Raw genomic sequence first — 22,724 nt, forward strand, 5'->3', positions numbered from 1 at the left:
CGTAAAAGGGCCGCCCGGAGCAATCCGGGCGGCCCTTTTCGTGTGTCTCCGCCCCGGGGATTGGGGGGGCTGGAGCGGAGCGGTGTTACCCGGTCACCACGCACGCGCTCACCAGTGCCGCGAACGGGATGAGGGCGAGGAAAACGGGAAGAACCTTGGTCATTGGGGCGTCACTTTGTGCTGGGGGTCTGAAAACCAGAACCGTCCACCTTCAAATGCGTATGCGCCCAAATGGTTTCAACACGGTGAGTCGTTTTAATTTGGCGATGAAGCGTTGATTCCCGGCGCTTGGCTTAATCGACGGGAAAGAATCACCGGCGTCCAAACAGTTTCTCGATATCCCCATGCGCTAGTTTCACCCAGGTCGGGCGGCCGTGGTTGCACTGCCCGGAATGCGGCGTCACCTCCATTTCGCGGAGCAGCGCGTTCATTTCGGCGACAGACAGCACGCGCCCTGCCCGCACCGATCCGTGGCACGCCATCGTCGCGGCGACGTGATCGAGGCGTTCCTTCAAGCTAAGAGCCTCATCGAACGCCGCGAGTTCGTCGGCGAGATCGGTGACGAGGCCGATCACGTCGCCCTGCCCCAACATCGCCGGCACGCCGCGCACCAGCATCGCGCGCGGGCCGAAGCGGTCGAGGTCGAGGCCGAATTCGCTGAGTTCGGCGGCGCGGGCTTCGAGCCGGTCGCACGCCGGTTCGTCGAGTTCGACCACTTCGGGCAGCAGCAGGGCCTGCGACGCGACGCCGCCATTCGCCATCGCCTTGCGCATCCGCTCTAGCACGAGGCGTTCGTGCGCGGCGTGTTGATCGACCAGGATCAAGCCATCGGGGCTCTCGGCGACGATATAGGTCTTGGCGACCTGCCCGCGTGCGACGCCGAGCGGGTAATCGGTGGTTTCGGGGGGTGACGCGTAAGCCGGTTCGGCCCGCGCTTGCGGTGGTGGGGTGAAGAAGGTGCGCCGGTCGTTGAGGGCGTAGGTGCGCTGATCGAGGGCGAGCCCCCCCTTCAGGGGAGGCGTCGGGGTGGGGCAATACGGCATATCCAAGGTCGAGCTCGCGGATGGGCCCTGCCCCCACTGCCTCCCCTGAAGGGGCGGCGCTTAGATCGGATGTCCACGCCGCCATCGCCTCTTTCGGCGCATGTTGCGCGCGGTGCCCCGCCTCATCCAGTGCCCGCCGCAAGCCGCTGACGATCAAGCCTCGCACCAGCGCCGGATCGCGGAAACGCACTTCGGTCTTCGCCGGGTGGACGTTCACATCGACCGCATCGCTCGGCACGTCGAGGAACAAAGCGACCACGGCGTGCCGGTCGCGCGGCATCATCTCCGCATAAGCACCGCGGATCGCACCGATCAGCAGCCGGTCCTTCACGGGCCGCCCGTTGACGAACAGATATTGGTGATCCGCCACGCCGCGATTGAAGGTCGGCAAACCGGCGATCCCGCCAAGCCCGATCCCCTCGCGTACGAAATCCACCCCGACGCCATTATCGACCAGCCCGCGATCGGTCAGCGCCGCGACCCGGTCGGGCAGGCTCTCTCCGCCGGTCACGCCGAGCGAGCGCCGCCCGTCATGCTCGACCGAAAAACCGATATCGGGCCGCGCCATTGCCAGCCGCTTGACCACATCGATGCACGCCGCGAATTCACTGCGTGGCGAGCGCAGGAACTTGCGCCGCGCCGGCACGCGCTCGAACAAAGCCTCGACCCGAACGCGCGTGCCCGGCGGAATCGCGGCGGGCCCTTCCGACACCACCAAGCCATTATCGACCACCCGCGCCCAGCCCTCGCTCCCACGCGGCCGGCTCTCCAGCGTCATCCGCGCGACGCTCGCGATCGAGGGCAACGCTTCGCCGCGAAATCCGAGCGTCGCGACGTTTTCGATCGCCTCGTCGGGCAGCTTCGATGTGGCGTGCCGCTCGAGCGCGAGCGCCATGTCGGACGGCGTCATACCACATCCGTCGTCGGTCACTTCGACCAGATCGGTGCCGCCGCCGCCAAGGCGTATCGCGATGCGTGTCGCGCCTGCGTCGATCGCGTTTTCGACAAGCTCCTTCAACGCGCTGGCCGGTCGTTCGACCACTTCACCGGCAGCGATGCGATTGACGAGATGTTCGGGCAGGCGGCGTATTGACATAGGTTTTTCTCTAGCCCAAGCGACGCCATCCCGCGAGGCGCATTCAACCGAATATCAGAGCGTGGCTATCCCGCCCTGAACGCCCGGATGTAAGCGATGAACGGGGAATGTGCGACCTGTCGGCGACACTCAAGTCCGGCGCGAAACGGAACGATCCATGGGCTTTTTCTCGAATCTCTTCCGCTTTTCTTCTCATGACATGGCGATCGATCTCGGCACCGCCAATACGGTCGTCTATTTGCGCGGCAAGGGGATCGTGCTGAACGAACCATCGGTCGTCGCGGTCGAGACGCTGAACGGCGTGAAGCGCGTGAAGGCAGTCGGCGACGACGCCAAATTGATGATGGGCAAGACCCCCGACAGCATCCAGGCGATCCGCCCCTTACGCGACGGCGTGATCGCCGACATCGATGTCGCCGAACAGATGATCAAGCATTTCATTCACAAGGTCCACGGCGGGCAGCGGCGCTTCATGCGCTGGCCACAGATCGTGATCTGCGTGCCGTCGGGTTCGACCTCGGTCGAGCGTCGCGCGATCCGCGATGCCGCGTCGAACGCCGGTGCCAGCCAAGTCTGGCTGATCGAAGAGCCGATGGCCGCCGCAATCGGTGCCGACATGCCGGTGACCGAGCCGATCGGTTCGATGGTCGTCGATATCGGCGGCGGCACCACCGAAGTCGCGGTGCTCAGCCTGCGTGGCCTCGCCTACACCACGTCGGTGCGTGTTGGCGGCGACAAGATGGACGAAGCGATCGTCTCCTACGTCCGCCGAAACCACAATCTCCTGATCGGCGATGCCACGGCGGAGCGGATCAAGCAGGAAGTCGGCGTCGCCAAGCCACCGGCAGATGGCATCGGCCTGACGATCAACGTCAAGGGCCGCGATCTGGTCAATGGCGTGCCAAAGGAAATCCAGATCAACCAGGGCCAGATCGCAGAAGCGCTGAGCGAGCCGGTCGGTCAGATCGTCGAAGGCGTTCGCATCGCTCTCGAGAACACCGCGCCGGAGCTGGCGGCGGACATCGTCGACCAGGGCATCGTGCTGACCGGCGGTGGCGCGTTGCTGCGCGGTATCGACGAGGTGCTACGCGACGAAACCGGTTTGCCGGTGACGATCGCCGACGATCCGCTGACCTGCGTCGCGCTCGGCACGGGGCGTGCACTCGAAGATCCGATGTTTCGCGGGGTGCTGCACAGCGCGTAACGCGCGCCGTGCGGTAAGCACTGACATGAAGCGTCGATCGGGCGGAACGACGGGTTCCCCCCTACTCAGGCCGCTCTACATCGCGTACAGCGATCCTATTGTTCTTGGCGGCCCTCGGGCTTTTGGATGGGGGTAGAATGGCGCCGCCTCGCAATCGGCGCCCGGGTTTTTCGCGGCGGGCGCAGTACAGCCTCTTTCTGGGATATGTTATCGCGGTGGCGGGTACCCTCGTCGGCGCGGTTTTGCTTGCGCTCTCGACTCTGGACCCGCCAGCCTTCGCGGCCCTGCGCGCGAGCGTCGGCGAAGTGACGACGCCGCTGTCGTCGGGCATCTCCGGCGTTGGACGATGGTTCGGGTCGATCCCCGGCGGCATCGGTGATTATATCGCGGTGCACGACAAGAACGCCGCACTGCGCAAACAGCTCGCCGATCAGCACGCGCTGTTCATGCGCGCGCGATCGCTGGCCTATGACAATCAACGTCTGCTCCGGCTGCTCAAGGTCCGGGAAGGCATTTCCGAGCCGGTCGTGACGGCGCGTCTCGTCAGTTCATCTGCCTCCAGCACGCGACGCTTCGGCGTACTCAACGCAGGATCGTGGCAGGGCGTCGCCGCCGGGCAGCCGGTGCGCGGGCCGGAGGGGCTGATCGGTCGCATCCTCGAAACCGGGCCGAACAGTGCGCGCGTGCTATTGCTGACGGACCCCGAAAGTATCGTACCGGTACGGCGAACGCGCGACGGCACGCCCGCGCTCGCCACCGGGCGCGGCGATGGGCTGCTCGACATCAAATCGGTTGCGTTCGCCGCGAGCGATTTCGGCCCGGGCGACGTGTTCGTGACGTCGGGTATCGGCGGCATCTATGCGCCAAACGTGCCAGTTGCGCGGATCATTCGCCGTGGCCGCGATGCCGCGATCGGGCGCAGCTTTGCCCAGCCCGACACCGTCGACTACGCCCTGGTACAGCGCGCCTTCATGCCAGCGCCGCCCCCGCTTCCCGCGCCAAGCAACGCCGCCAAGCCGCTGCCAAGCAAGCCCGCCCCATGAGCCAGGTCCGCGGCCCTTTCGACGAGGCACCCGACAGCACGGCCACGCGGCTCCTGCCCGCGATTTCGGTTATGATCGGGTCGGCACTGACGCTGTGGCCGATCATTGCCACCGTCCAGATACTCCCCCCGTTCGGCCTGTTGATGTTGCTAGGGTGGCGGCTAACCAGGAACGAGAGCCTGCGCGTCTGGGCTCCCCTCCCGCTCGGCTTGTTCGACGATCTGATCAGCGGCCAACCGCTCGGCAGCGCGATGGTGCTGTGGACGCTGTGCTTCTTCATGATCGATTTGATCGACCAGCGTGTCGTCTATCGCGATTTCTGGCAGGACTGGCTAATCGCAGGAGGCGCGATCGGCTTCTGCCTCATCCTCGGGCGGCTGGTTGCCTCGCCGCTTGCGGCACACGTCGATACTGTCCTGCTGCTGCAAGTCGCGATCTCGGTGCTGCTTTTCCCGCTGGCGGCGCGGCTATGCGTCCTGCTCGCCGGTGACGAGGAGGACGCATGAACGGCCCGGCGTTCGGTCAGTCGCAACGCATGGTGACCGAAGCCTCGCAAAGCTACAGCTTTTCGCGGCGCACCGTCGCGCTGGGCGCTGCGCAGGCGGTGTTCGGCCTCGCGCTGGCGGGGCGGATGGGTTGGTTGGCGATCGTCGAGAATGAGCAATATACGCTCAAATCCGAAAGCAACCGCGTCAACACCACGCTGGTGCCGCCGCGGCGCGGCTGGATCATCGATCGCAACGGGGCACCGATTGCCAACAACCGCACCGATTTCCGCGTGGACATCATTCCCGATCGGCTTGAGGACAAGGATCGCGTGCTCGCCCTCCTGCGCGACATCCTGAAATTGCCGCCTGAGGAAATGGACCGAATCGTGGCGGATCTGAAGCGTGCAGCTGGGTTCCAGCCGGTACAGGTCGCCGAAAATCTCGATTGGGAGCGCTTCGCCGCCGTTAGCGTGCGCATCCCCGAGCTGCCGGGCGTAGCGCCGACCCGCGGCTTCTCGCGCAGCTATCCCGCCGGTGCGGCCGTAGCGCATCTGACCGGTTACGTCGGCGCTGCGTCGGCAGAGCAATTCAAGGAAACGCGCGATCCCCTTATGGTGACGCCCGGCTTCAAGCTCGGCAAGGACGGGCTCGAAAAGACGCTGGAGCCGATGCTGCGCGGGGTTGCCGGGCAGAAGCGCGTCGAAGTCACCGCGCGCGGCAAGCTGGTCGCCGAGCTCGCCACCAAGCCCGACGAGCCGGGCAAGAACGCGCGTCTGACGATCGACATCGGGCTGCAGGATTATGCCGCGCGGCGGCTCGGCACGCAGTCGGGATCGGTCGTGGTGATGGGTTGCCTGACCGGCGAGATGCTCGCGATGGTTTCGATGCCGGCCTATGATCCCAACAGCTTTTCCGACGGGATCAGCCATCTCGAATGGAAGATGCTGTCGGATAACGACCATGTTCCGTTGATGAACAAGGTTTTGCAGGGGCTGTATCCGCCGGGCTCGACGGTGAAGCCGATGAATGGCCTTGCATTGCTCCACGCCGGCGTCAGCGCCGGTGATCGCGTTTTCTGCTCGGGCGCGCTACGCGTCGGCAGCGGGGTTTTCCACTGCCATAAAAAGCGTGGCCACGGATCGCTCGATCTCAAGAATGCGATCATGCAGAGCTGCGATATCTATTTCTACGAGATGGTCCGGCGCCTGGGCTATGACAATGTCGCGCCCGTTGCGCGCTCGCTGGGCCTCGGACAGAAATTCGAGCTGCCCTTCGCCAGCCAGCGGTTCGGCACCGTTCCCGACAGTGCGTGGAAGCAGCGCAAGTATAAGACAGCGTGGACAGTAGCAGACTCGCTGAACGCTTCGATCGGGCAAGGCTATGTGCTCGCCAACCCGTTGCAGCTTGCGGTGATGGCGGCGCGCCTGGCATCGGGGCGGGCGCTGCAGCCCAGCATCCTGGCCGATCACGTGTCTTCCGCACCGATGCTGCCGATCCAGCCGGATCATCTTACCACCATCCACGAGGCGATGTGGGGCGTGGTCAATGGCGGGGGCACTGGCGGGGCGGCGAAGATGCTCGTGCCCGGTGTGGCGCTGGCCGGGAAGACGGGCACCGCGCAGGTACGGCGAATCACGATGAGCGAGCGCGCCGGCGGGGTGCTCCAAAACGGCGCCCTTCCCTTCAAGCTGCGCGATCACGCGCTGTTCCAGGGTTTCGCGCCCCACGACAAACCGCGCTACGCCATTGCGGTGGTGCTCGAACATGGCGGGCATACCGTCCGTAATCTCGATACGCCTGCGATCGCGCGCGACATCATGACGTATCTGTTCGACAAGGAGCGGGCGCTCGCATCGCTGGCCGAGGCCGAGCCGACCTGGGGCGGCGATATAAAGACGCGGATGGCCGCCGAAACCGCCGCCTATCGCGCTGCTGCCAACGCCCCGCCGCTTGCGGTGGGCGCGCAGACCGAATTCGACGCGACCGCACCCACCGACGCCCCCGCCGTCCGCGCCGCCACCGCTGCGGATACCGCCGCCGCCGAAGCGCTCGCCAACACCGCAGCCCCCGGCAACACCGTCGCCGAAGACGGCACGACCGAAAGCGATCCGCGATGAGCACTCGCCCCGCCAACGGACTCGCCTTCGTGCCCGCCCCGCTCGCGCAGCTGCCGTGGAAAATCCTGCTGCTGGTTCTGGCGATCGGCTGTTTCGATCTGCTGGTGCTTTACTCCGCAGCAGGCGGCAACATTCGGCCTTGGGCGCTGTCGCAGGGCGTGCGCTTCTTCATCCTGCTGGCGGGTGCGATTGCCCTCTCGCGGGTGCGCGAAGACATGTGGGGCAAGATCGCCCTCCCCGCCTACGGCATCTTGTGCGTGATGTTGGTGCTGGTGGAACTGGTCGGCGCGGTCCGCGGCGGTGGGCAGCGCTGGCTCGACGTCGGCTTTATCCGTCTGCAGCCATCCGAGTTGATGAAGCCGTGCATCGTGCTCGCCTGCGCCAAATTCTACGAGATGCTGCCCCCCAATGAAACACGTCGCTTCGGGGCGATCTGGCCGGCCGCACTGCTCATCCTGCTGCCAGCCGCGCTCGTGATGAAACAGCCCGACCTCGGCACCGCCTTGATGATCACGATCGGCGGCGTGACCGTGATGTTCCTGGCGGGCGTGCCGCTCCGCCTGTTCATCGGCGGCGCGCTGGGACTGGGCTTCGCGATCCCGCTCGCGTTCAATTTCGTGCTGCACGATTATCAGAAGAACCGCATTCTGGTGTTCCTCGATCCCGAAAGCGACCCGCTCGGCACTGGCTATCACATCAGCCAATCGAAGATCGCGATCGGATCGGGCGGCATCTTCGGCAAGGGCTTCCTGAACGGAACGCAGAGCCATCTCGATTATCTGCCGGAGGGCCACACCGACTTTGCCCTCGCCACGATGATGGAGGAATGGGGCCTTATCGGCGGCGTGCTGCTGATCCTCGCCTTCTTCGTGATCGTGCAATGGGGCCTGGCCGCAGCAATGCAGGCGCAATCGCGCTTCGCCAAGCTGACCGCAGCGGGCCTCGCCGCGACGATTTTCTATTACGTGTCGATCAACATGGCGATGGTGATGGGCATGGCCCCGGTCGTCGGCGTGCCGCTGCCGCTGATCAGCAATGGCGGATCGAGCCAGATGACCTTCATGCTGTGTCTCGGGATCCTCATGTCGATCGACCGCAGCAACCGCCAGACGACGCGCTGGTGAGCCGCCGATTATCGGCCCGAGTGCCGATTTTGTGGATGAATGCGAAAAAAGGGTTTGCATCGGGCGGCGACGCTGCTAACCGACCGCCTCCCGACGCGGTCGCGCCACCAAGCGCCTCGCCAGACCGCCAGGATTTGGACGCATAGCTCAGTTGGTAGAGCAGCTGACTCTTAATCAGCGGGTCCTTGGTTCGAGCCCAAGTGCGTCCACCATTCTCTTCCTTATATCCTAGTTGCTTGGGCTGGTCCCCGCCACGAGCTTGAGCCCGAATGGCTTCTCGATGAACGTCGCGATGTGTTCGACACCTGCCGGTGACTTTATAGCCGCCGTTACCTAAGGGGCCGACGTTTTGGGTGGCTTGCACGTTCGCCAAAACCGGTAGTTGGTTCCGTCGCTGCAATGTCGCTGGAAGGAGCCTGAAGGGATCTGACTGCTTTAGGAACACCAGCCGCGAAATCAGACACGGCTTGTTCGCCCGCCGCGGGAACGCGACGCCCGACACGGTGAAATGATACCGTGCTTGTCACCGTCATTGTAAAACGGACCGGCGTTGCGACAAAGTCTCACCCAGCCTGAGAGGTCACGATATGACGATGACCCTTCCCCGCCACGAAATCTTCTCGCGATCCAGACAGCACCAGCAAGGAACCGTGGACCCGCCCCACTCTGAAGGTCACTCACATCGCTAGCGCGACGCAGGCGGGCGGAGCCACCAGCACTCTAATCGGCCGTCGTAAGGCGCTTAGTCACAACGTGCCAGTCGTCGGACGATCCAGTTCACGGCGGGCACATTCATGACACCTTCCCTGCGCCTCCTTCTTGCGCCGCATCATCCTACAGTTCTTGGTGATGCAGTTCGCGCGCGTCCACTCCGTCACCAGATCACGCCGTTCGACGGCGGCGGTGCGCCCCTAAGCGGCGAAGAAAAGCTGTCGTTCCGCTTTCCGGATCACCGCCGAGTTCCGGGTACGGCAAAATCTGGCAGGATTCTGCAACGGATTTTGCGCGCTCGTTCAGTCGCTGCGCTCGAACCCGTGTCCTCAGCCTACGCCCCGAAGACAATCGTGTCGTGGACCCCATGTACGTCAAAGTGTCACGAGCAAGCGGACTTGTTTCCTGGCGACGCTCTGGCATCCTCTTGCGAACTCAATCGAAGGATACGGTCTTTGCGCTACACGCTTGCTCTTCTCCTGTTCGCGTCGACACCGACCTTCGCCCAGGAACCGGCCTCGACCGTCGCAGCCGATGGACCGTCACGCATGTTCACGGGAAGCGACCTCTTTGGTCTTGCGGTTGCGGCCGATCCACAGATCAGCCCGGACGGCCGGACCATTGTCTATGTCCGTCGTGCCGGCGACGTCATGAGCGATCGGATGCAGTCATCGCTCTGGCTGATCGACGTGGCGAGCGGTCGTCAGACGCCGTTTGCAGCGCAAGGCACCAGCCCGCGCTGGTCCCCCGATGGATCGCGCATTGCCTATTCGGCATCCGACGGTGAGAATTCGCAATTGTTCGTCCGCTGGGTCGGCAGCGGGGCGAGTGCGCGGATTACGAGCGTGCCTGGCGATCCGCAGAATCTCGCCTGGTCGCCAGATGGGACACGCCTCGCCTACATCGCCACCGTCGCCGGGGACGGGACCAAGCTCGGCAAGGCTCCTGCAAAGCCCGAGGGCGCCAAATGGGCCGAGCCGCTGATTGTTATCGATCGGGTCAATTATCGCAACGACGGGCCAGGATATGTGAAGCCCGGCTATGACCATCTGTTTCTGGTCAGCGCTGACGGCGGCGCGGCGCGTCAGTTGACCTTCGGCCGGTTCGATGATGGCGGCCCGCTGTCATGGTCGGCCGATGGCCGGACAATCCTGTTTTCGGCAATTCGCACGCCCGACGCCGAACGGCAGCTGATGAATACCGATATCGTCAGCGTGGATGTTGCCTCCGGCGCGCTGCGCCTGCTTACGACGCGAGACGGGCCGGACAATTCACCCCGCATCGCGCCTGACGGCTCGAAAATCGCCTGGCTCGGCTTCGATGACAAGCATCGTAGCTATGAGAACACGGAGCTTTATGTCGGTGGCAAGGATGCCGCCGCGCCCCGGTCTTTGACCGCGTCGCTCGACCGCGCGATCGAGAAAGCCGAATGGGCCGCCGACGGCCGCAGCCTTTATGCAAGCTACGACGATCGCGGTCAGCGCCGGATCGCCCGCATTGGCCTCGATGGACGACTGACGCCGCTGATTGACAATGTCTGGGGTGGCGGGCTGGACCGCCCCTACACGGGCGGCGACTTCTCGGTCTCAAAAGGCGGCACGATCGCCTATACCGGTGGCGACGCAACTGCGCCTGCCGATGTGTGGGTCATGGCTGGCGGAAAACCCCGGCGGCTGACGTCCCTGAATGCCGTGCTGGGCAGCAGCAAGACATTGGCACCGGTTCGCAAGATTGCCGTGACTGCCCCCGACGGTCGCGCGATCGACGCATGGCTCGCCACACCGCCTAATCGAACGCCCGGCGCCCGCGTGCCGCTGATCCTTGAGATTCACGGTGGCCCCAACAGCGCCTATGGCGCCGGCTTTGCTACCGACATGCAACTTTATGCCGCCGGTGGATACGCCGTTTTATGGACCAACCCGCGCGGCTCGACCTCCTATGGAGAGGCCTTCGCGAACCTGATCGACAAGAATTATCCTTCGGGCGATTATGACGACCTGATGGCTGCAGTCGATGCGGCGATTGCCGAAGGGACGGCGGATCCGGATAATCTGTTCGTCACCGGCGGGTCCGGTGGCGGCGTGCTCACGTCGTGGATCATCGGCAAGACCAACCGGTTCAAGGCTGCGGCAACGCAGAAGCCTGTCATCAACTGGATCAGCGAAGCCCTGACGATGGACAATACGATGTTCACGTCGCGCTACTGGTTTACAAAGCTGCCGTGGGAAGACCCGATGAGCTATTGGAAGCGATCACCGCTCAGCCTGGTGGGCAACGTCAAGACCCCAACCCTGGTTGTTGTCGGCAGCGAAGATTACCGGACGCCGGTCAGCGAGTCAGAGCAATATTATGCAGCGCTGCAGATCGCGGGCGTGACAACCGCCTTGGTCAAAGTGCCGGGCGCCAGCCACGGCGGAATAGCGTCCCGCCCTTCGCAATCCGCCGCAAAGGCTGCAGCGATCCTGGCATGGTTCGATCGTTACCGGAGGCCTGTGGCCACCAAGCCGTAGGTGGCCGACCGAAGACGCGACGGACAGCAGCGCCACGGTGGTGATGCCTGGAAGAAGCCGCATGTCATCATCCTGCTCTCGCAAATCTGCCTGAGGTTCGATTGCCGCGGCCTGCAGAGAGCATTGGAAGCTCCTGGCCGCAAAGCGGATTTCCATCAACCTCGCGGTCCGACGGTGACCGACATGAACACCCTGAAATTTACAACTAGACTATAGCGGAGCCGGACGGGACGTTGCATTGGACGTTGACGCCGCGACCCGGCGTGGACCTCGCACTGTGGGATCGTCTGTCGTGATCAAGAACCTCCTTCTCGTCGCCCTTCTGTCCAGCGTGGCCGCAACCGCTGCACATGCGCAAGCCGTTCCGCCCGTCGCGCTGCCGGGCGATGGACCGGAGGATGCCAAGCTGAAAGACCTCTTCTATCGCAGCGACGAGGCGAGCCTGAAGCGCAACCCGGTCTCGGCGATCTTCCGCGGCGATCTGCGCTATGCCGATCGGCTGGGCGATTACCTCACCGACCAGTTTATCGCCGCCGAAAAGGCTGCGTCGGAATCCGATCTCGCCGCGCTCCAGCGGATCGATCGCGCGAAGCTCACCCCGGTCGATCAGCTTGCCTATGACGTCTTCGAAAACACCACGCGCATCGCGCTGCGCGGCTATGCCCCGGATTTGCTGAAGATTCAGCGCGACCTGCCGATCGACCATTTCTCCGGCTTCCAGACCTTCTATCCCGATTTCGCCTCGGGCCAGGGCGCCGCTCCGTTCAAGACGACGCTCGATTACGACAACAATCTGAAGCGCAACACCGACTATGCGCGCATCCTCGACCGCGCGATCGGCCTGCTGAAGCAGGGCATGAAGGACGGCATCGTCCAGCCGAAGCTGGTCGTGCGCAACATGATCGGCCAGTTCGACAACCTCATCAAGGAAGGCGTTGAGGGATCGACCTTCTACGCGCCGGTTAAGCGGTTTCCCGACACCGTCAGCGCCGCGGACCGCGCACGCTTGACCGCGGCGTATGCCACGCAAATTCGCGACGTCATCCTGCCCGCCGAAAAGCGGATGCGCGATTTCCTCGCCAACGAGTATCTCGCCAAGGCGCGCGACAGCGTCGGCCTCTCGGCAATGCCGGGCGGCGACAAGCTCTACGCCTATCTGATCGAGCAGAACACCACGCTGCCGCTGTCGGCTGATGACGTGCACAACCTCGGCCTGTCGGAAGTTGCGCGCATCACCAAGGAGATGGAGGCGCAGCGTCAGGCGGTCGGCTTCAAGGGCACGCTGCCCGAATTCTTCACCTTCCTGCGCACGGACCCGCGCTTCGCCCCGGAATCGGCGGAGAAGCTGCGCAAGGGCTATGCTGCGATTGAGCAGCGAATTTACAGTCGCATTCCCGAACAATTCTCGCTGCTGCCGAAGACCAAGCTGGAAGTCCGCCCGGTGCCGGCGTTCAAGGAAAAGACCGAGGCGGGCGGCTCTTATCAGGGCGGCACCCCCGATGGCTCGCGACCCGGTGTCTTCTATTACAACACCTATGACCTCCCCTCTCGCTACACCTGGGAAATGGAGACGCTGTTCCTGCACGAAGGCGTGCCGGGGCACCATTTCCAGATCAGCCTCGCGCAGGAAAACACGGCGCTGCCCGCCTTCATGCGTTTTGGCGGCAACACCGCCTATGTTGAAGGCTGGGCGCTCTATGCCGAGAGCCTGTGGCGCGATCTGGGGGTGGAAACCGATCCCTATCAGCGGATGGGCGGTCTGAACGACGAAATGCTGCGCGCGATGCGGCTGGTGGTCGACAGCGGCATCCATGCCAAGGGTTGGACCCGCGATCAGGCGATCGAGTATATGCTCGCCAATTCCCCGATGGCACGCACCGATGCGACCGCCGAGGTCGAACGCTACATCGCCATTCCCGGCCAGGCGCTTGCCTATAAGGTCGGGCAACTGACGATCTCGCGGGCCAAGGCGAAGGCAAGGGCGGCGCTCGGCGCCACATTCGATCCGCGGTTATTCCACGCCCAGGTTCTCGACAGTGGTGCACTGCCGATGCCAGTATTGGAACGCAAGATCGACGCGTGGGTCAAGCGCGGAGGCAAGAACTAGGCGAACGGCGCGCGTCAATCGGCAAACCGACGGCGTTCATCGGAGAGGGAAGAACGCAAACATGCTACCATTGAACGGGATCCGCGTGCTCGATTTCGGGCGCTATATCGCGGGTCCTTACTGTGCCGCGCTGCTCGCCGATTACGGTGCCGACGTTATCCGGGTTGAACGGATCGGCGGGAATGAGGATCGCTTCACGGTGCCGGTCGCGGAAGACGGCGCGGGCGGATCGTTTCTGCAGATGAACCGCAACAAGCGGTCGCTGGCTCTGGCGCTTGGTACCGAGGCGGGGCGCGCGGTGATGCGGCGTCTGGTCGCGCAGGCCGACATCGTCGTCGCCAATATGCCGGCCGATGCCCTGGCGAAAGCTGGATTGGACCTGGCATCGCTGAGCGCAATCAAGCCCGATATCATTTTGGTGACGGCGTCGGCCTTCGGTGAGAATGGCCCGATGGCCGGGTGGGTCGGGTTCGACGCGGTCGGGCAAGCGATGTCGGGTGCGGTGTATCTGACCGGCACGCCCGACCAGCCGTATCGCGCACAGGTCAATTACGTCGATTTCGGTACCGCGCTTCACTGCGCGTTCGGGGCGATGGTCGCGCTCCGCGAACGCGACGCGACGGGGCGCGGGCAGCAAGTGTCGGGTTCGCTTTTGGGCACTGCCGTCACGCTCACCAACGCGCTGAGCATCGATCATGCGCTCAATGGGGTCGAGCGGCAGCCGATCGGCAACCGGAGTTATGGATCCGGACCGACAGACGTGTTTCGCACGCAGGACGGATGGATTGTGACGCAAGTCGTCAGCGATCCCATCTTCGCGCGCTGGGCGAAGATGGTCGGGGCACCTGAATTGATCGATGACCCGCGCTATGCCAACGACATGGCGCGCGGCGACAATGGTGAGCCACTCAGCGCACGCATGGCGGAGTGGTGCGCAGCGCGAACGACAGAAGCGGCGATGGCCGCACTCGGTGAGGCGCGGATTCCGGCGGGGCCGGTGCTCGCGCCATCAGAAGTTCTGGCACATCCGCAAGTAGCGGCGGCGGGCCTGGTCGAGCCAATGGCCTATCCTGGCATCCCTGCCCCGGCGCCGGTTGTCGGCGCGCCGATTCGGTTGAGCGGCACGCCGCGCGACCCGATGCTGCGCGCACCGCAAGCGGGCGAGCATAGTGCGGAAATCCTGACCGAAGCCGGATTCACCAGCGATGAGATTGCGGCGCTGGCGTCGGCGGGGGTTGTTCAGCTTGGCGGGTGATCCCATCGATCCGGCACGGACCCCGGTGATCGTTGGCGTCGGTCAGATCAATGACCGCACGCCCGATCCGTTCGCGGCGCTCGATCCGATCGCGTTGATGGCAGAGGCGCTAAGCTGCGCAGACGCGGATGGTGGCGGCGGGTGGCTGGCCGCGCTGGATTCGTTGGCGGTGGTCGATCAGATTTCGTTTCGGGCGCTCAATCCCGTCGTCGATGCGCTCGCGGCACAGCTCGGCATCGCACCGGCGCATCGGTTCCAGACTGCCATGCCGATGGGCGACAGCCCGATCCGGTTGCTGAACGAAGCGGCCAATTGGATCGGCAGCGGGGAAGCGAGGGTCGCGGCGGTGGTCGGGGCCGAAGCGCTGCGAACGGCGGCCCGTCGCGCGGCGGCAGTGGCGGGCGGTGCCGAGGGCGACCATAATGCGATGCGCGTGCGGCATCGCGGGCGCGCACCCGACTATCGGCAACGCTATGGCCTCACCGCACCGGTCGATGTCTATCCCCTGTACGAGAATGCGACGCGGGCTGCGTGGGGTCAGAGCCTGGCCGAGGCGCAGGCGGAAACGGGCGAGATGTGGGCGGCCATGTCGCGCGTCGCCGCGGACAATCCGCACGCCTGGCTGCGGAGCGAGCGCACTGCCGATGATATCATCCGGCCGTCCGCGGACAACCGACCGATCGCCTTTCCCTACACCAAGCTGATGGTCGCCAACATTTCGGTCAATCAAGGGGCGGGGTTCATCGTCACCAGCCTGGCCGAGGCGCGTGCACGGGGCGTGCCCGAGAGCCAGCTCGTCTATGTCGGCCACGGTGCCTCGGCGCACGAGTCCGATGACGTATTGGCGCGCGAGAATTACGAAGCCTCGCCTGGGATGCGGGTCTCACTGGAAGGAGCGCTCCGCGCGAACGACCTCCGGATCGATGACATCGACCTGGTTGAGCTCTATTCCTGCTTCCCCTGCGTGCCCAAGATGGCGCGCCGCATCATAGGGTGGCCGCACGACCGACCCGTCAGCGTCGTCGGCGGGCTGACCTTTGGCGGCGGGCCGATAGGCAACTATATGAGCCATGCCGTCGCGGCGATGGTCATGCGACTGCGCGCGGGTGACGGCCGCAACGGCCTGTTGTTCGGAAATGGCGGCTTTGCGACGCACAACCATAGCATCGTCTTGTCGCGGGCAGCTCTTCCGGCGGCGCGGTTTCCGCATGACTTTGATCAGCAAACCCGCGCCGACGCGACACGCGGACCGGCACCCGTTGTGGACGAGAGCTATGCCGGTCCGGGGACGATCGAGAGTTATACCGTCCTGTACGCGCGGACGGGCGCGGTGAGCAGGGGCGTCATCGTTGCGCGTAACCCCGCAGGCGAACGGTTTCTGGCGGCCGTACCCGCTGAAGATATGGGCACGATCGATATCCTGCGCGATGGCTCCGTTGACCCCGTTGGGACACCGGGTGTCGCCACCCGTAGCGGCGACGGGTTGCTGGCGTGGAGGCGGACGCTATCTTGAACTTTGGAAGGGTCCCACCCCGGATGAACCGGATCTCATCCCCTAGAGACGACTTCTCCGGCAAGACGCGATCGCCAATAATTTCACAAACTCTCTTTAGAGAATTTATAATATTGCGACAAATTCAGAATATAGCAGAAGATATTGATTGCTATTGTCCACATATAGCGGACGTATATTTTACTATTATTGTAATAATTGCGAATATGACGCCAAATGTACAAGATTGTTTCAGATTATATACAATGGATGTAATATAAACGTCCTACATCTTCCCTATCGCCCCGCCATCGGATCGTAACCGACCGAATGCTTTGGGGACACAGTATGACGTTCAAAAAGGCCAAGCGCCTGCACTTGATGATCGGCGGCGCGGTGTTCGCTTTCGCCGCAACTTCGGCGACGGCGCAGCCCAATGCCGCACCGCCAGCCACTACCGCTCCAGCGACCACGACGCCCGACGATCAGGGATTGGGCGACATTGTTGTTACGGCGACGCGGCGGGAAACCAATCTGCAGAAAACGCCTATCTCGATAAGCGTGCTCGACACGCAGGCGTTGACCGATCGCCACGTCCTGAGCCTGATCAATCTGGCCGATGGCACCATCCCGTCGCTCCGCGTCGCGACCTTTGAAGCGCGCCAGTCGGCGCTGACGATCGGCATTCGCGGCATCGTGCCCTATGACCAAAACCAGACCGCACGCGACGGTGGCGTCGGCGTCTATATCGACGGCGTCGCCTTGGGTAAGACGCAGGGCCTCAATGCGGCACTGTTCGATATTCAGCGGATCGAAGTGCTTAAGGGCCCGCAAGGCACGCTGTTCGGCCGCAACACCGAAGGCGGCGCGCTGTCGCTCGTCACCAAGGCACCAACCGGCGCGTTCGGCGGGCGGTTCGTCGGCGGGCTGGGCAATTTCGGCGGACGCAACGCCGAGCTGCATCTCGATTTGCCCGCCTTCTACGACATCGCGCTCAAGTTCGACGGCGTGTATCAACATCAGGATCCGACCGTGAAGAACCCGCTCGCGGGTTCGACTGGCTGGAACTATTACGATCGCAAGGGTGGCCGCGCTGCGGCCCGCTGGCAGCCGGTCAGCGGCCTGACCGCCGATTTCTCTTACGACTATGCGAAGGACGACAACACGCCGAACTTCAGCCAGTTGCTGAGCTATAACCCGAACAATTACGCGGTCGGCACGTACATCAACCCGCTAACCGGCACGATCGACGCAACGCCGGTCCTCTATCAACAGGGCACGGCGGCCGGTACCGCAGGAACACGCTGCGGCGGCACGCTGGCTTCGGTCTGCATCGCGCCGAAAGCGCCGATCCAGGGCGTTCACCCGGAACGTCAATATGTCTCCGATGTCGGCGTTCCGCAGCAGCCGAGCGTCGATATCACGCACGGCTTCACATCAAACCTGAAATACGCGCTCGCACCGTGGATCGAACTGCGCTCCATCACCGCGTGGCGCGGCGTTTCGACCGATCAGTGGGACAATTCGGGCGGCACGGCGCGGAGCACCTTCGTGCCGAACGCAAATGTCAGCCGCTACAGCCTGTCCTTTCTGCGCCAGCACCAGTTCAGCCAGGAATTCCAGGCAGTCGGCAGCATTCCGCAATTCGATTACGTCGTCGGCGCCTATTATTTCACCGAACACGCCACCGAATATGCCGCGACCCCGCTGAGCAATCAGTTCAACGCGAGCGGCACCGCGCTGACGGTGCGCAGCCCGGTGATCGATTCATCGGTCACCGGTCCGATCACCTCTGCGAATTCGGGCTATCAGCAATATGCGGCATCCTGCAACAACACGCTTGCCGGAACGGTGCCGCAATTCGCCAATAGCTGTCAGTTCATCACGCGCGCCAGCGGCGCCTATGATCATAGCTATTCGGTGTTCGGCAATCTGACGTACACGCCGTCGGGGCTCGACATCCTCCATATCACGGCCGGGGGCCGCTACACGAAGGACAAACGCCGCGGTCAGCTCTACGTCGTCAACAACCGGTCCGATCTCAATCCGATCAGCGCGGTTGCCAACAGCGTGGCGACGCCGTTCCTGTTCTCGAACAGCGTCAGCCGGTTCGATCCTATGGTCAACATCTCGCTCGATGCGACGCCGGACATCCACCTCTATGCAAAATATGCGACCGGCTTCCGGGCCGGCGGCGCGAACGACCGTTCGCAAAGCTTCAACGCGTTCGGGCCGGAGGCGGTCAAATCGTACGAAGTCGGCATGAAGGCGGATTTCTGGGATCACAAGGCGCGCTTGAACCTCGCTGGCTACATCATGAACCGCAAGAACACGCAGTTCGACTTCGACTTCTTCGACACCAACAGCGCCAGCCCGACCTCGGGCGCCCATATCGAACAGACGCAGAATGCCGGGGACAGCAAGATCCGCGGGATCGAGGCCGATCTGACCGTGAAGCCGACACGCGACCTGACGCTGACGGCATCCTATGCCTATACCTATTGGAGAGCACCCAAGGCGTCCTATTCGATCACCGTCGGCGGCACGACGGTGGCGAGCCCGGCGCAGCAACTGTATCTCGTCTACACGCCGACCAACGCGGCGTCGGGCGCGATCGATTACGTGCTGCCGGTGCATGTCGCCGACGCCAGCATCCGGCTGCATCTCGACGGCAATTACTCCAGCAGCCAGTACAGCTTCCAGCTTGAGCCGACCAAGACCGATGCGAGCTTCGTCGTGAACGGTCGCCTCGCGCTGGCCGATATCGCGGTGGGCGATCACAACAAGGTCACGGTTTCGGTGTGGTCGCGCAATCTGTTCGACACGACCTATGTCTATCGCCGCTCGGCCGCGAACTCGACGCCGGTCGTGAACTTCAATGGCACGACGAACCCGACCAATTATGGCGGTGTGCTGGGCGATTACGGCAATTTCAACGCGCCGCGCACCTGGGGGCTGGAGCTCGCCGCGAATTTCTGATCCCGCGCGATTGCCCACCGTCTCCGAAACCCGGTCCGAGCGTTCGCTCGGGCCGGGTTTTATACGTCGCGCGGCATTTCGATGACGACGCGCAGGCCGGGTGCGGCATCTGCCAGCGCCAGCGTCCCGCCGTGCAGCCGCACGATCGCATCGACCAGCGTGAGGCCGATGCCATGACCGGGTGCCTCGACCGATGATTCCAGGCGCCCGAAACGGCGGATGACCTGCGCGTGCTGGTCGGGCGGGATACCGGGCCCGCGATCGGTCACGATCAGCCGCGCGCCCGTCGGCGACGACACCACGCTGAGCTCGATCTCGGTTCCGGACGGCGTGTGGCGGATCGAATTTTCGATCAGATTGACCAGCAATTGGCGCAAGAGATTGCGCTCACCCCTCAGCGGCACCGATCGTGCGCCCCGCAGGATAAGGCGATGGCCCGAATCCTCCGCGACCGGCGTCAAGGCGTCGTACGTCTCCTGTGCGAGCACCGCGAGATCGAGCGGCTCGAAGCGCTCGCGCCGATGGCCACCCTCAATCTCCCACAGCCGTAACAGGCTGGCGAACAGGTCGAGCAGTTGATCGGTTTCGTCCAGCGCATCTGCGATCTCCGGCGCAAGCGCGGTACCGGTCGACCGACGCTCGATCGCCGCCAAACGGTTCCGCAGCCGTGCCAGCGGGCTTTTCAGCTCGTGCGCCACATCCTTCGCGGCATGGCGGATGTCATTCATCAGCGTGCCGATGCGATCGAGCATCGCATTGAACGCGGCGGCCTGCTGATCGAATTCGCTACCGCTCCCGGTTTGGGGAATCCGGCGATGGAAATCGCCCGCCATCACGGCATCGACCGTGCGCTGCATCGACCGCAGTCTGCGGCTGATCTCCCAGATCATCCCGGCCGTGCCGCCCGCCACGATCAGCATCGTCAGGAAGAGGCCGATCAGTTGAACCCGGAACATCAGCGCGTCGAATGCGTCGATATCGTCATTGTCCGAAATCACGCTGAGCGTTGTGCCATTGGCCAGGCGGCGCGTCAGGATGCGCCCGTGGCCGACCCCGGGAACGCCGGCGCGCTCGTCGAAATCGGAAAAGCCGAGCGGCGGCACCTGCCGCAACTTGAGCGTTCCGCTGACCTGTCGGCCAGTCGCATCGAACACCGCGAAGAACAGATCGGCGCTGTCATGATCACGCTGTTCACGATCGATCGCCGCGATCACCCGGGGAAGCGAGCCTGCGCGCGTAATCTCATCCGCCTCGAGCGCAAGCCGCCGATCGACCTCGATGCCGAGCGCGTGGTGCGCAATGCTGTAGGTGGCCCCCCGGAGCACGAGCAACGCGACCAGAATCGCGGCAACATAAATCAGCGCGATGCCGCGAAGCGACCGGCGCGGCACGTCAGCCTTCGCCGGTCATCATATAGCCCACGCCCCGGACCGTGACGATCGGGTCTTCCTCGCCGTTCAAGGTGAGCTGGACCCGGACTCGCCGAATGTAGGATTCGACGATGTTCGTCGTCGGCTCGAAATCGAAGCCCCACACGCTGGAGTAGAACATCGCCCGCGTCACCACGCTGTTGCGGTGGCGCACCAGCTCGCACAGCACCTGAAATTCGAGTTTGGGCAGCACCAGCAGGCGGCCATTGCGGACCGCGCGAAACTTGATCTCGTTGACCTCGACGTCGCCGGCCCGCAGCACACCGGTTTCGCTGGTGCGCTCGGCACGGCGCTTGATAGCCTTGATTCGGGCCTCGATTTCGAGCGGTTCGGCCGGCTTGACCAGATAATCGTCGGCTCCCGCGTCGAGCCCCGCAAGCCGGTCGTCGAGATCGCCAAGCGCAGTCAGCATCAGGATCGGCGTGCTCAATCCGCGTTCGCGAAGCGCGCGGGCGACGGAGACGCCGTCCAGATGCGGCAACATGACGTCGAGCAACACCGCATCGAACATTTCGGCGCTTGCCAGCGACAATGCCGCTCTTCCATCCGTTGCGACGACTGGCGTGTGCCCGATCTCCGTCAGCGCTGCGGCCAGGAGCTTGGCGGCGCGATGATCATCCTCGACGATCAAGATTTTCATCGGCCTGGACGCATCGGTGTAGGCATGACGCCTTTCGGGAGAAGAAATGCGCGCGCCGGGAGACCGCGCAAGAGCGCTCCCTAACGCATTGCGGCCCAATCTCAAGCCAAGCGAACCCGGATTGCCGGAGCAGCATCGCGGGGCTCGCGTGCAGCGCTCGACCTTTCAAGAGCGATTTTCGACCAAATCCGATGCACCGATCACGATCTCGAAGCTCAAACCGCGCTCACCGGGGCCGCGGGACACGCAGAGGTGCCCGCCATGCGCGCGCGCGATCCGATCGACGATGGAGAGCCCGATCCCCGATCCGGCGACATTCGCCCCCGCGCCACGCCATAACCGATCCGTGAGGCGCGACAGGTCCGCTTCCGGAACGGCGGGACCGTCGTCGCTGACGCTGAGGCGCGGCCCCGGACCGCTTCGGACGACGATCGCCGTTCCGGGCGGCGTGTGGCGCGTCGCATTGTCGACGAGATTTCGAAGCGCCAAGGCAAGCGCTTCGGGATAGCCATAGCGGCGTGCGGGGGCATCGTCGGGCTCGAACGCGATCGTCCGACCAGAGGCAAACACGGCCGGCGCGCAATCGATCACGACACCCTCCGCAAGGGCGTGCAGATCGACCTCCGTTCCGTGCGCATCGATCGGCCGTTCAAGATCGGCCAGCGCCAGCAACTGGTCGATCACCCTGGCGGCGCGATCCACCGAGGACAGCAGCGCCGCGCGGACGGCGGGATCGGCCACCGGATCGGCGCGCAGGCGAACGACCGCCAAAGGGGTGCGGAGTTCATGTGCTACATCGGCAGCAAAGGCGGTTTGAACCTGGATCGCGGCCGCTAGCCGATCGAGCGCCGCGTTGGTGGCCTCGGCCAAGGGTTCCGCTTCGAGCGGCAACTGACCACGTGGCAACCGAATGTCGAGCGACCTTGGGCCGATTTGCCCCGCGATCAGCGACACGGCACGCATCCGCAAGGTCAATCGCCTGGCCAGAAGCGCCCCGATCAGCGGCACCAGCGCCGCGATCGGCAAGCAGATCAGCGCAAAGCGCAGGAGGAACGTGCGGACAATGTCGTCGGTCACCACAGCCGGGTCTGCATCGTCCTGCGACACGATGATCCAGCCGTTTTTGTGCGGCACGCTCAATCCCTCGACCGCGCGGACGTGAAAGAATTGCGCCCTTGTGCCCAGAGGCGCGGCTGCCACCACCTCCGGGCGGGCAGCACCATAGGAGTTCAAGACGCGGCGATCGCGATCGACCACGCTCACCGCCATCCCGCTGGACACCGTCACGACACGCGCCGGAGGCGTGCCCGTTGCCAACGCCGCCGTCGACGTCGCTGCCTGTCGGCGTAACAGGTCACGCTGGAAATGGTTGGCGGTCTGACGCAGCACGGTGGTGGCACTGGCGAACAGGATGACTGCGGCCGCGACCGCGATCACCGCGTGCAGTGCGACGAATTGACCGAACAGCGAACGCGGCATTCGGAC

13 protein-coding genes, 1 tRNA gene and 1 pseudogene are annotated in these 22,724 nt (G+C 64.1%); 11 read left to right on the forward strand and 4 right to left on the reverse strand.

Features of this window, described 5'->3' with window-relative positions; translation table 11 throughout:
- Positions 1 to 311: 311 nt before the first annotated feature.
- Positions 312 to 2,139 (reverse strand): annotated as a pseudogene (gene mutL / locus AB5I39_RS17380) (DNA mismatch repair endonuclease MutL).
- A 157-nt stretch (positions 2,140 to 2,296) separates the two neighbouring features.
- On the opposite strand from mutL, the gene AB5I39_RS17385 reads away from it, so the two are divergent.
- The 11 genes from AB5I39_RS17385 (at position 2,297) to AB5I39_RS17435 (ending at position 19,169) form a co-directional block, all read left to right on the forward strand.
- The gene (locus tag AB5I39_RS17385; RefSeq protein WP_404369708.1) at positions 2,297 to 3,343 is read left to right on the forward strand and encodes a rod shape-determining protein; all 1,047 of its coding nucleotides are present in this window, start codon (positions 2,297 to 2,299) and stop codon (positions 3,341 to 3,343) included.
- A gap of 137 nt (positions 3,344 to 3,480) precedes the next feature.
- A complete protein-coding gene (mreC, locus tag AB5I39_RS17390) occupies positions 3,481 to 4,386 on the forward strand; it encodes a rod shape-determining protein MreC (protein ID WP_404369709.1) in 906 nt (301 codons plus the stop codon).
- Positions 4,383 to 4,892 (forward strand): rod shape-determining protein MreD, encoded by a 510-nt coding sequence (gene mreD, locus AB5I39_RS17395; RefSeq protein WP_404369711.1) that lies wholly within the window; start codon positions 4,383 to 4,385, stop codon positions 4,890 to 4,892. The genes mreC and mreD overlap by 4 nt, the downstream gene beginning before the upstream one ends.
- Positions 4,889 to 6,991, forward strand: coding sequence for a penicillin-binding protein 2 (gene mrdA / locus AB5I39_RS17400; protein WP_404369712.1), 2,103 nt, complete (start codon positions 4,889 to 4,891; stop codon positions 6,989 to 6,991). The genes mreD and mrdA overlap by 4 nt, the downstream gene beginning before the upstream one ends.
- Positions 6,988 to 8,115: a rod shape-determining protein RodA gene (gene rodA / locus AB5I39_RS17405; protein WP_404369714.1), complete on the forward strand. Its 1,128-nt coding sequence runs from the start codon at positions 6,988 to 6,990 to the stop codon at positions 8,113 to 8,115. The genes mrdA and rodA overlap by 4 nt, the downstream gene beginning before the upstream one ends.
- A gap of 136 nt (positions 8,116 to 8,251) precedes the next feature.
- Positions 8,252 to 8,327 (forward strand) — tRNA-Lys (locus AB5I39_RS17410).
- A gap of 582 nt (positions 8,328 to 8,909) precedes the next feature.
- Positions 8,910 to 11,336, forward strand: coding sequence for a prolyl oligopeptidase family serine peptidase (locus AB5I39_RS17415; protein WP_404369715.1), 2,427 nt, complete (start codon positions 8,910 to 8,912; stop codon positions 11,334 to 11,336).
- Between the two features lie 292 nt (positions 11,337 to 11,628).
- Positions 11,629 to 13,443 (forward strand): DUF885 domain-containing protein, encoded by a 1,815-nt coding sequence (locus AB5I39_RS17420; RefSeq protein ID WP_404369716.1) that lies wholly within the window; start codon positions 11,629 to 11,631, stop codon positions 13,441 to 13,443.
- Between the two features lie 61 nt (positions 13,444 to 13,504).
- A complete protein-coding gene (locus AB5I39_RS17425; protein WP_404369718.1) occupies positions 13,505 to 14,698 on the forward strand; it encodes a CaiB/BaiF CoA transferase family protein in 1,194 nt (397 codons plus the stop codon).
- Complete coding sequence (locus tag AB5I39_RS17430; RefSeq protein ID WP_404369719.1) at positions 14,688 to 16,211, forward strand: acetyl-CoA acetyltransferase; 1,524 nt, start codon at positions 14,688 to 14,690, stop codon at positions 16,209 to 16,211. The genes AB5I39_RS17425 and AB5I39_RS17430 overlap by 11 nt, the downstream gene beginning before the upstream one ends.
- Positions 16,212 to 16,538: 327 nt before the next feature.
- Complete coding sequence (locus AB5I39_RS17435; protein ID WP_404369721.1) at positions 16,539 to 19,169, forward strand: TonB-dependent receptor; 2,631 nt, start codon at positions 16,539 to 16,541, stop codon at positions 19,167 to 19,169.
- 59 nt (positions 19,170 to 19,228) lie between these two features.
- On the opposite strand, the gene AB5I39_RS17440 is transcribed toward AB5I39_RS17435, so the two are convergent.
- From AB5I39_RS17440 to AB5I39_RS17450, 3 genes are all read right to left on the reverse strand, one after another.
- Positions 19,229 to 20,560 carry a sensor histidine kinase gene (locus AB5I39_RS17440; RefSeq protein WP_404369723.1) on the reverse strand — a complete coding sequence of 444 codons (1,332 nt, stop codon included), beginning with the start codon at positions 20,558 to 20,560 and terminating at the stop codon, positions 19,229 to 19,231.
- Between the two features lies 1 nt (position 20,561).
- Positions 20,562 to 21,239, reverse strand: coding sequence for a response regulator transcription factor (locus AB5I39_RS17445; protein WP_404369725.1), 678 nt, complete (start codon positions 21,237 to 21,239; stop codon positions 20,562 to 20,564).
- A 165-nt stretch (positions 21,240 to 21,404) separates the two neighbouring features.
- Positions 21,405 to 22,718: a sensor histidine kinase gene (locus AB5I39_RS17450; RefSeq protein WP_404369726.1), complete on the reverse strand. Its 1,314-nt coding sequence runs from the start codon at positions 22,716 to 22,718 to the stop codon at positions 21,405 to 21,407.
- Between the last annotated feature and the right edge of the window lie 6 nt (positions 22,719 to 22,724).

It is taken from the genome of Sphingomonas sp. MMS24-J45 (genome assembly GCF_044881195.1).
In the GTDB taxonomy this organism is placed as follows: domain Bacteria; phylum Pseudomonadota; class Alphaproteobacteria; order Sphingomonadales; family Sphingomonadaceae; genus Sphingomonas.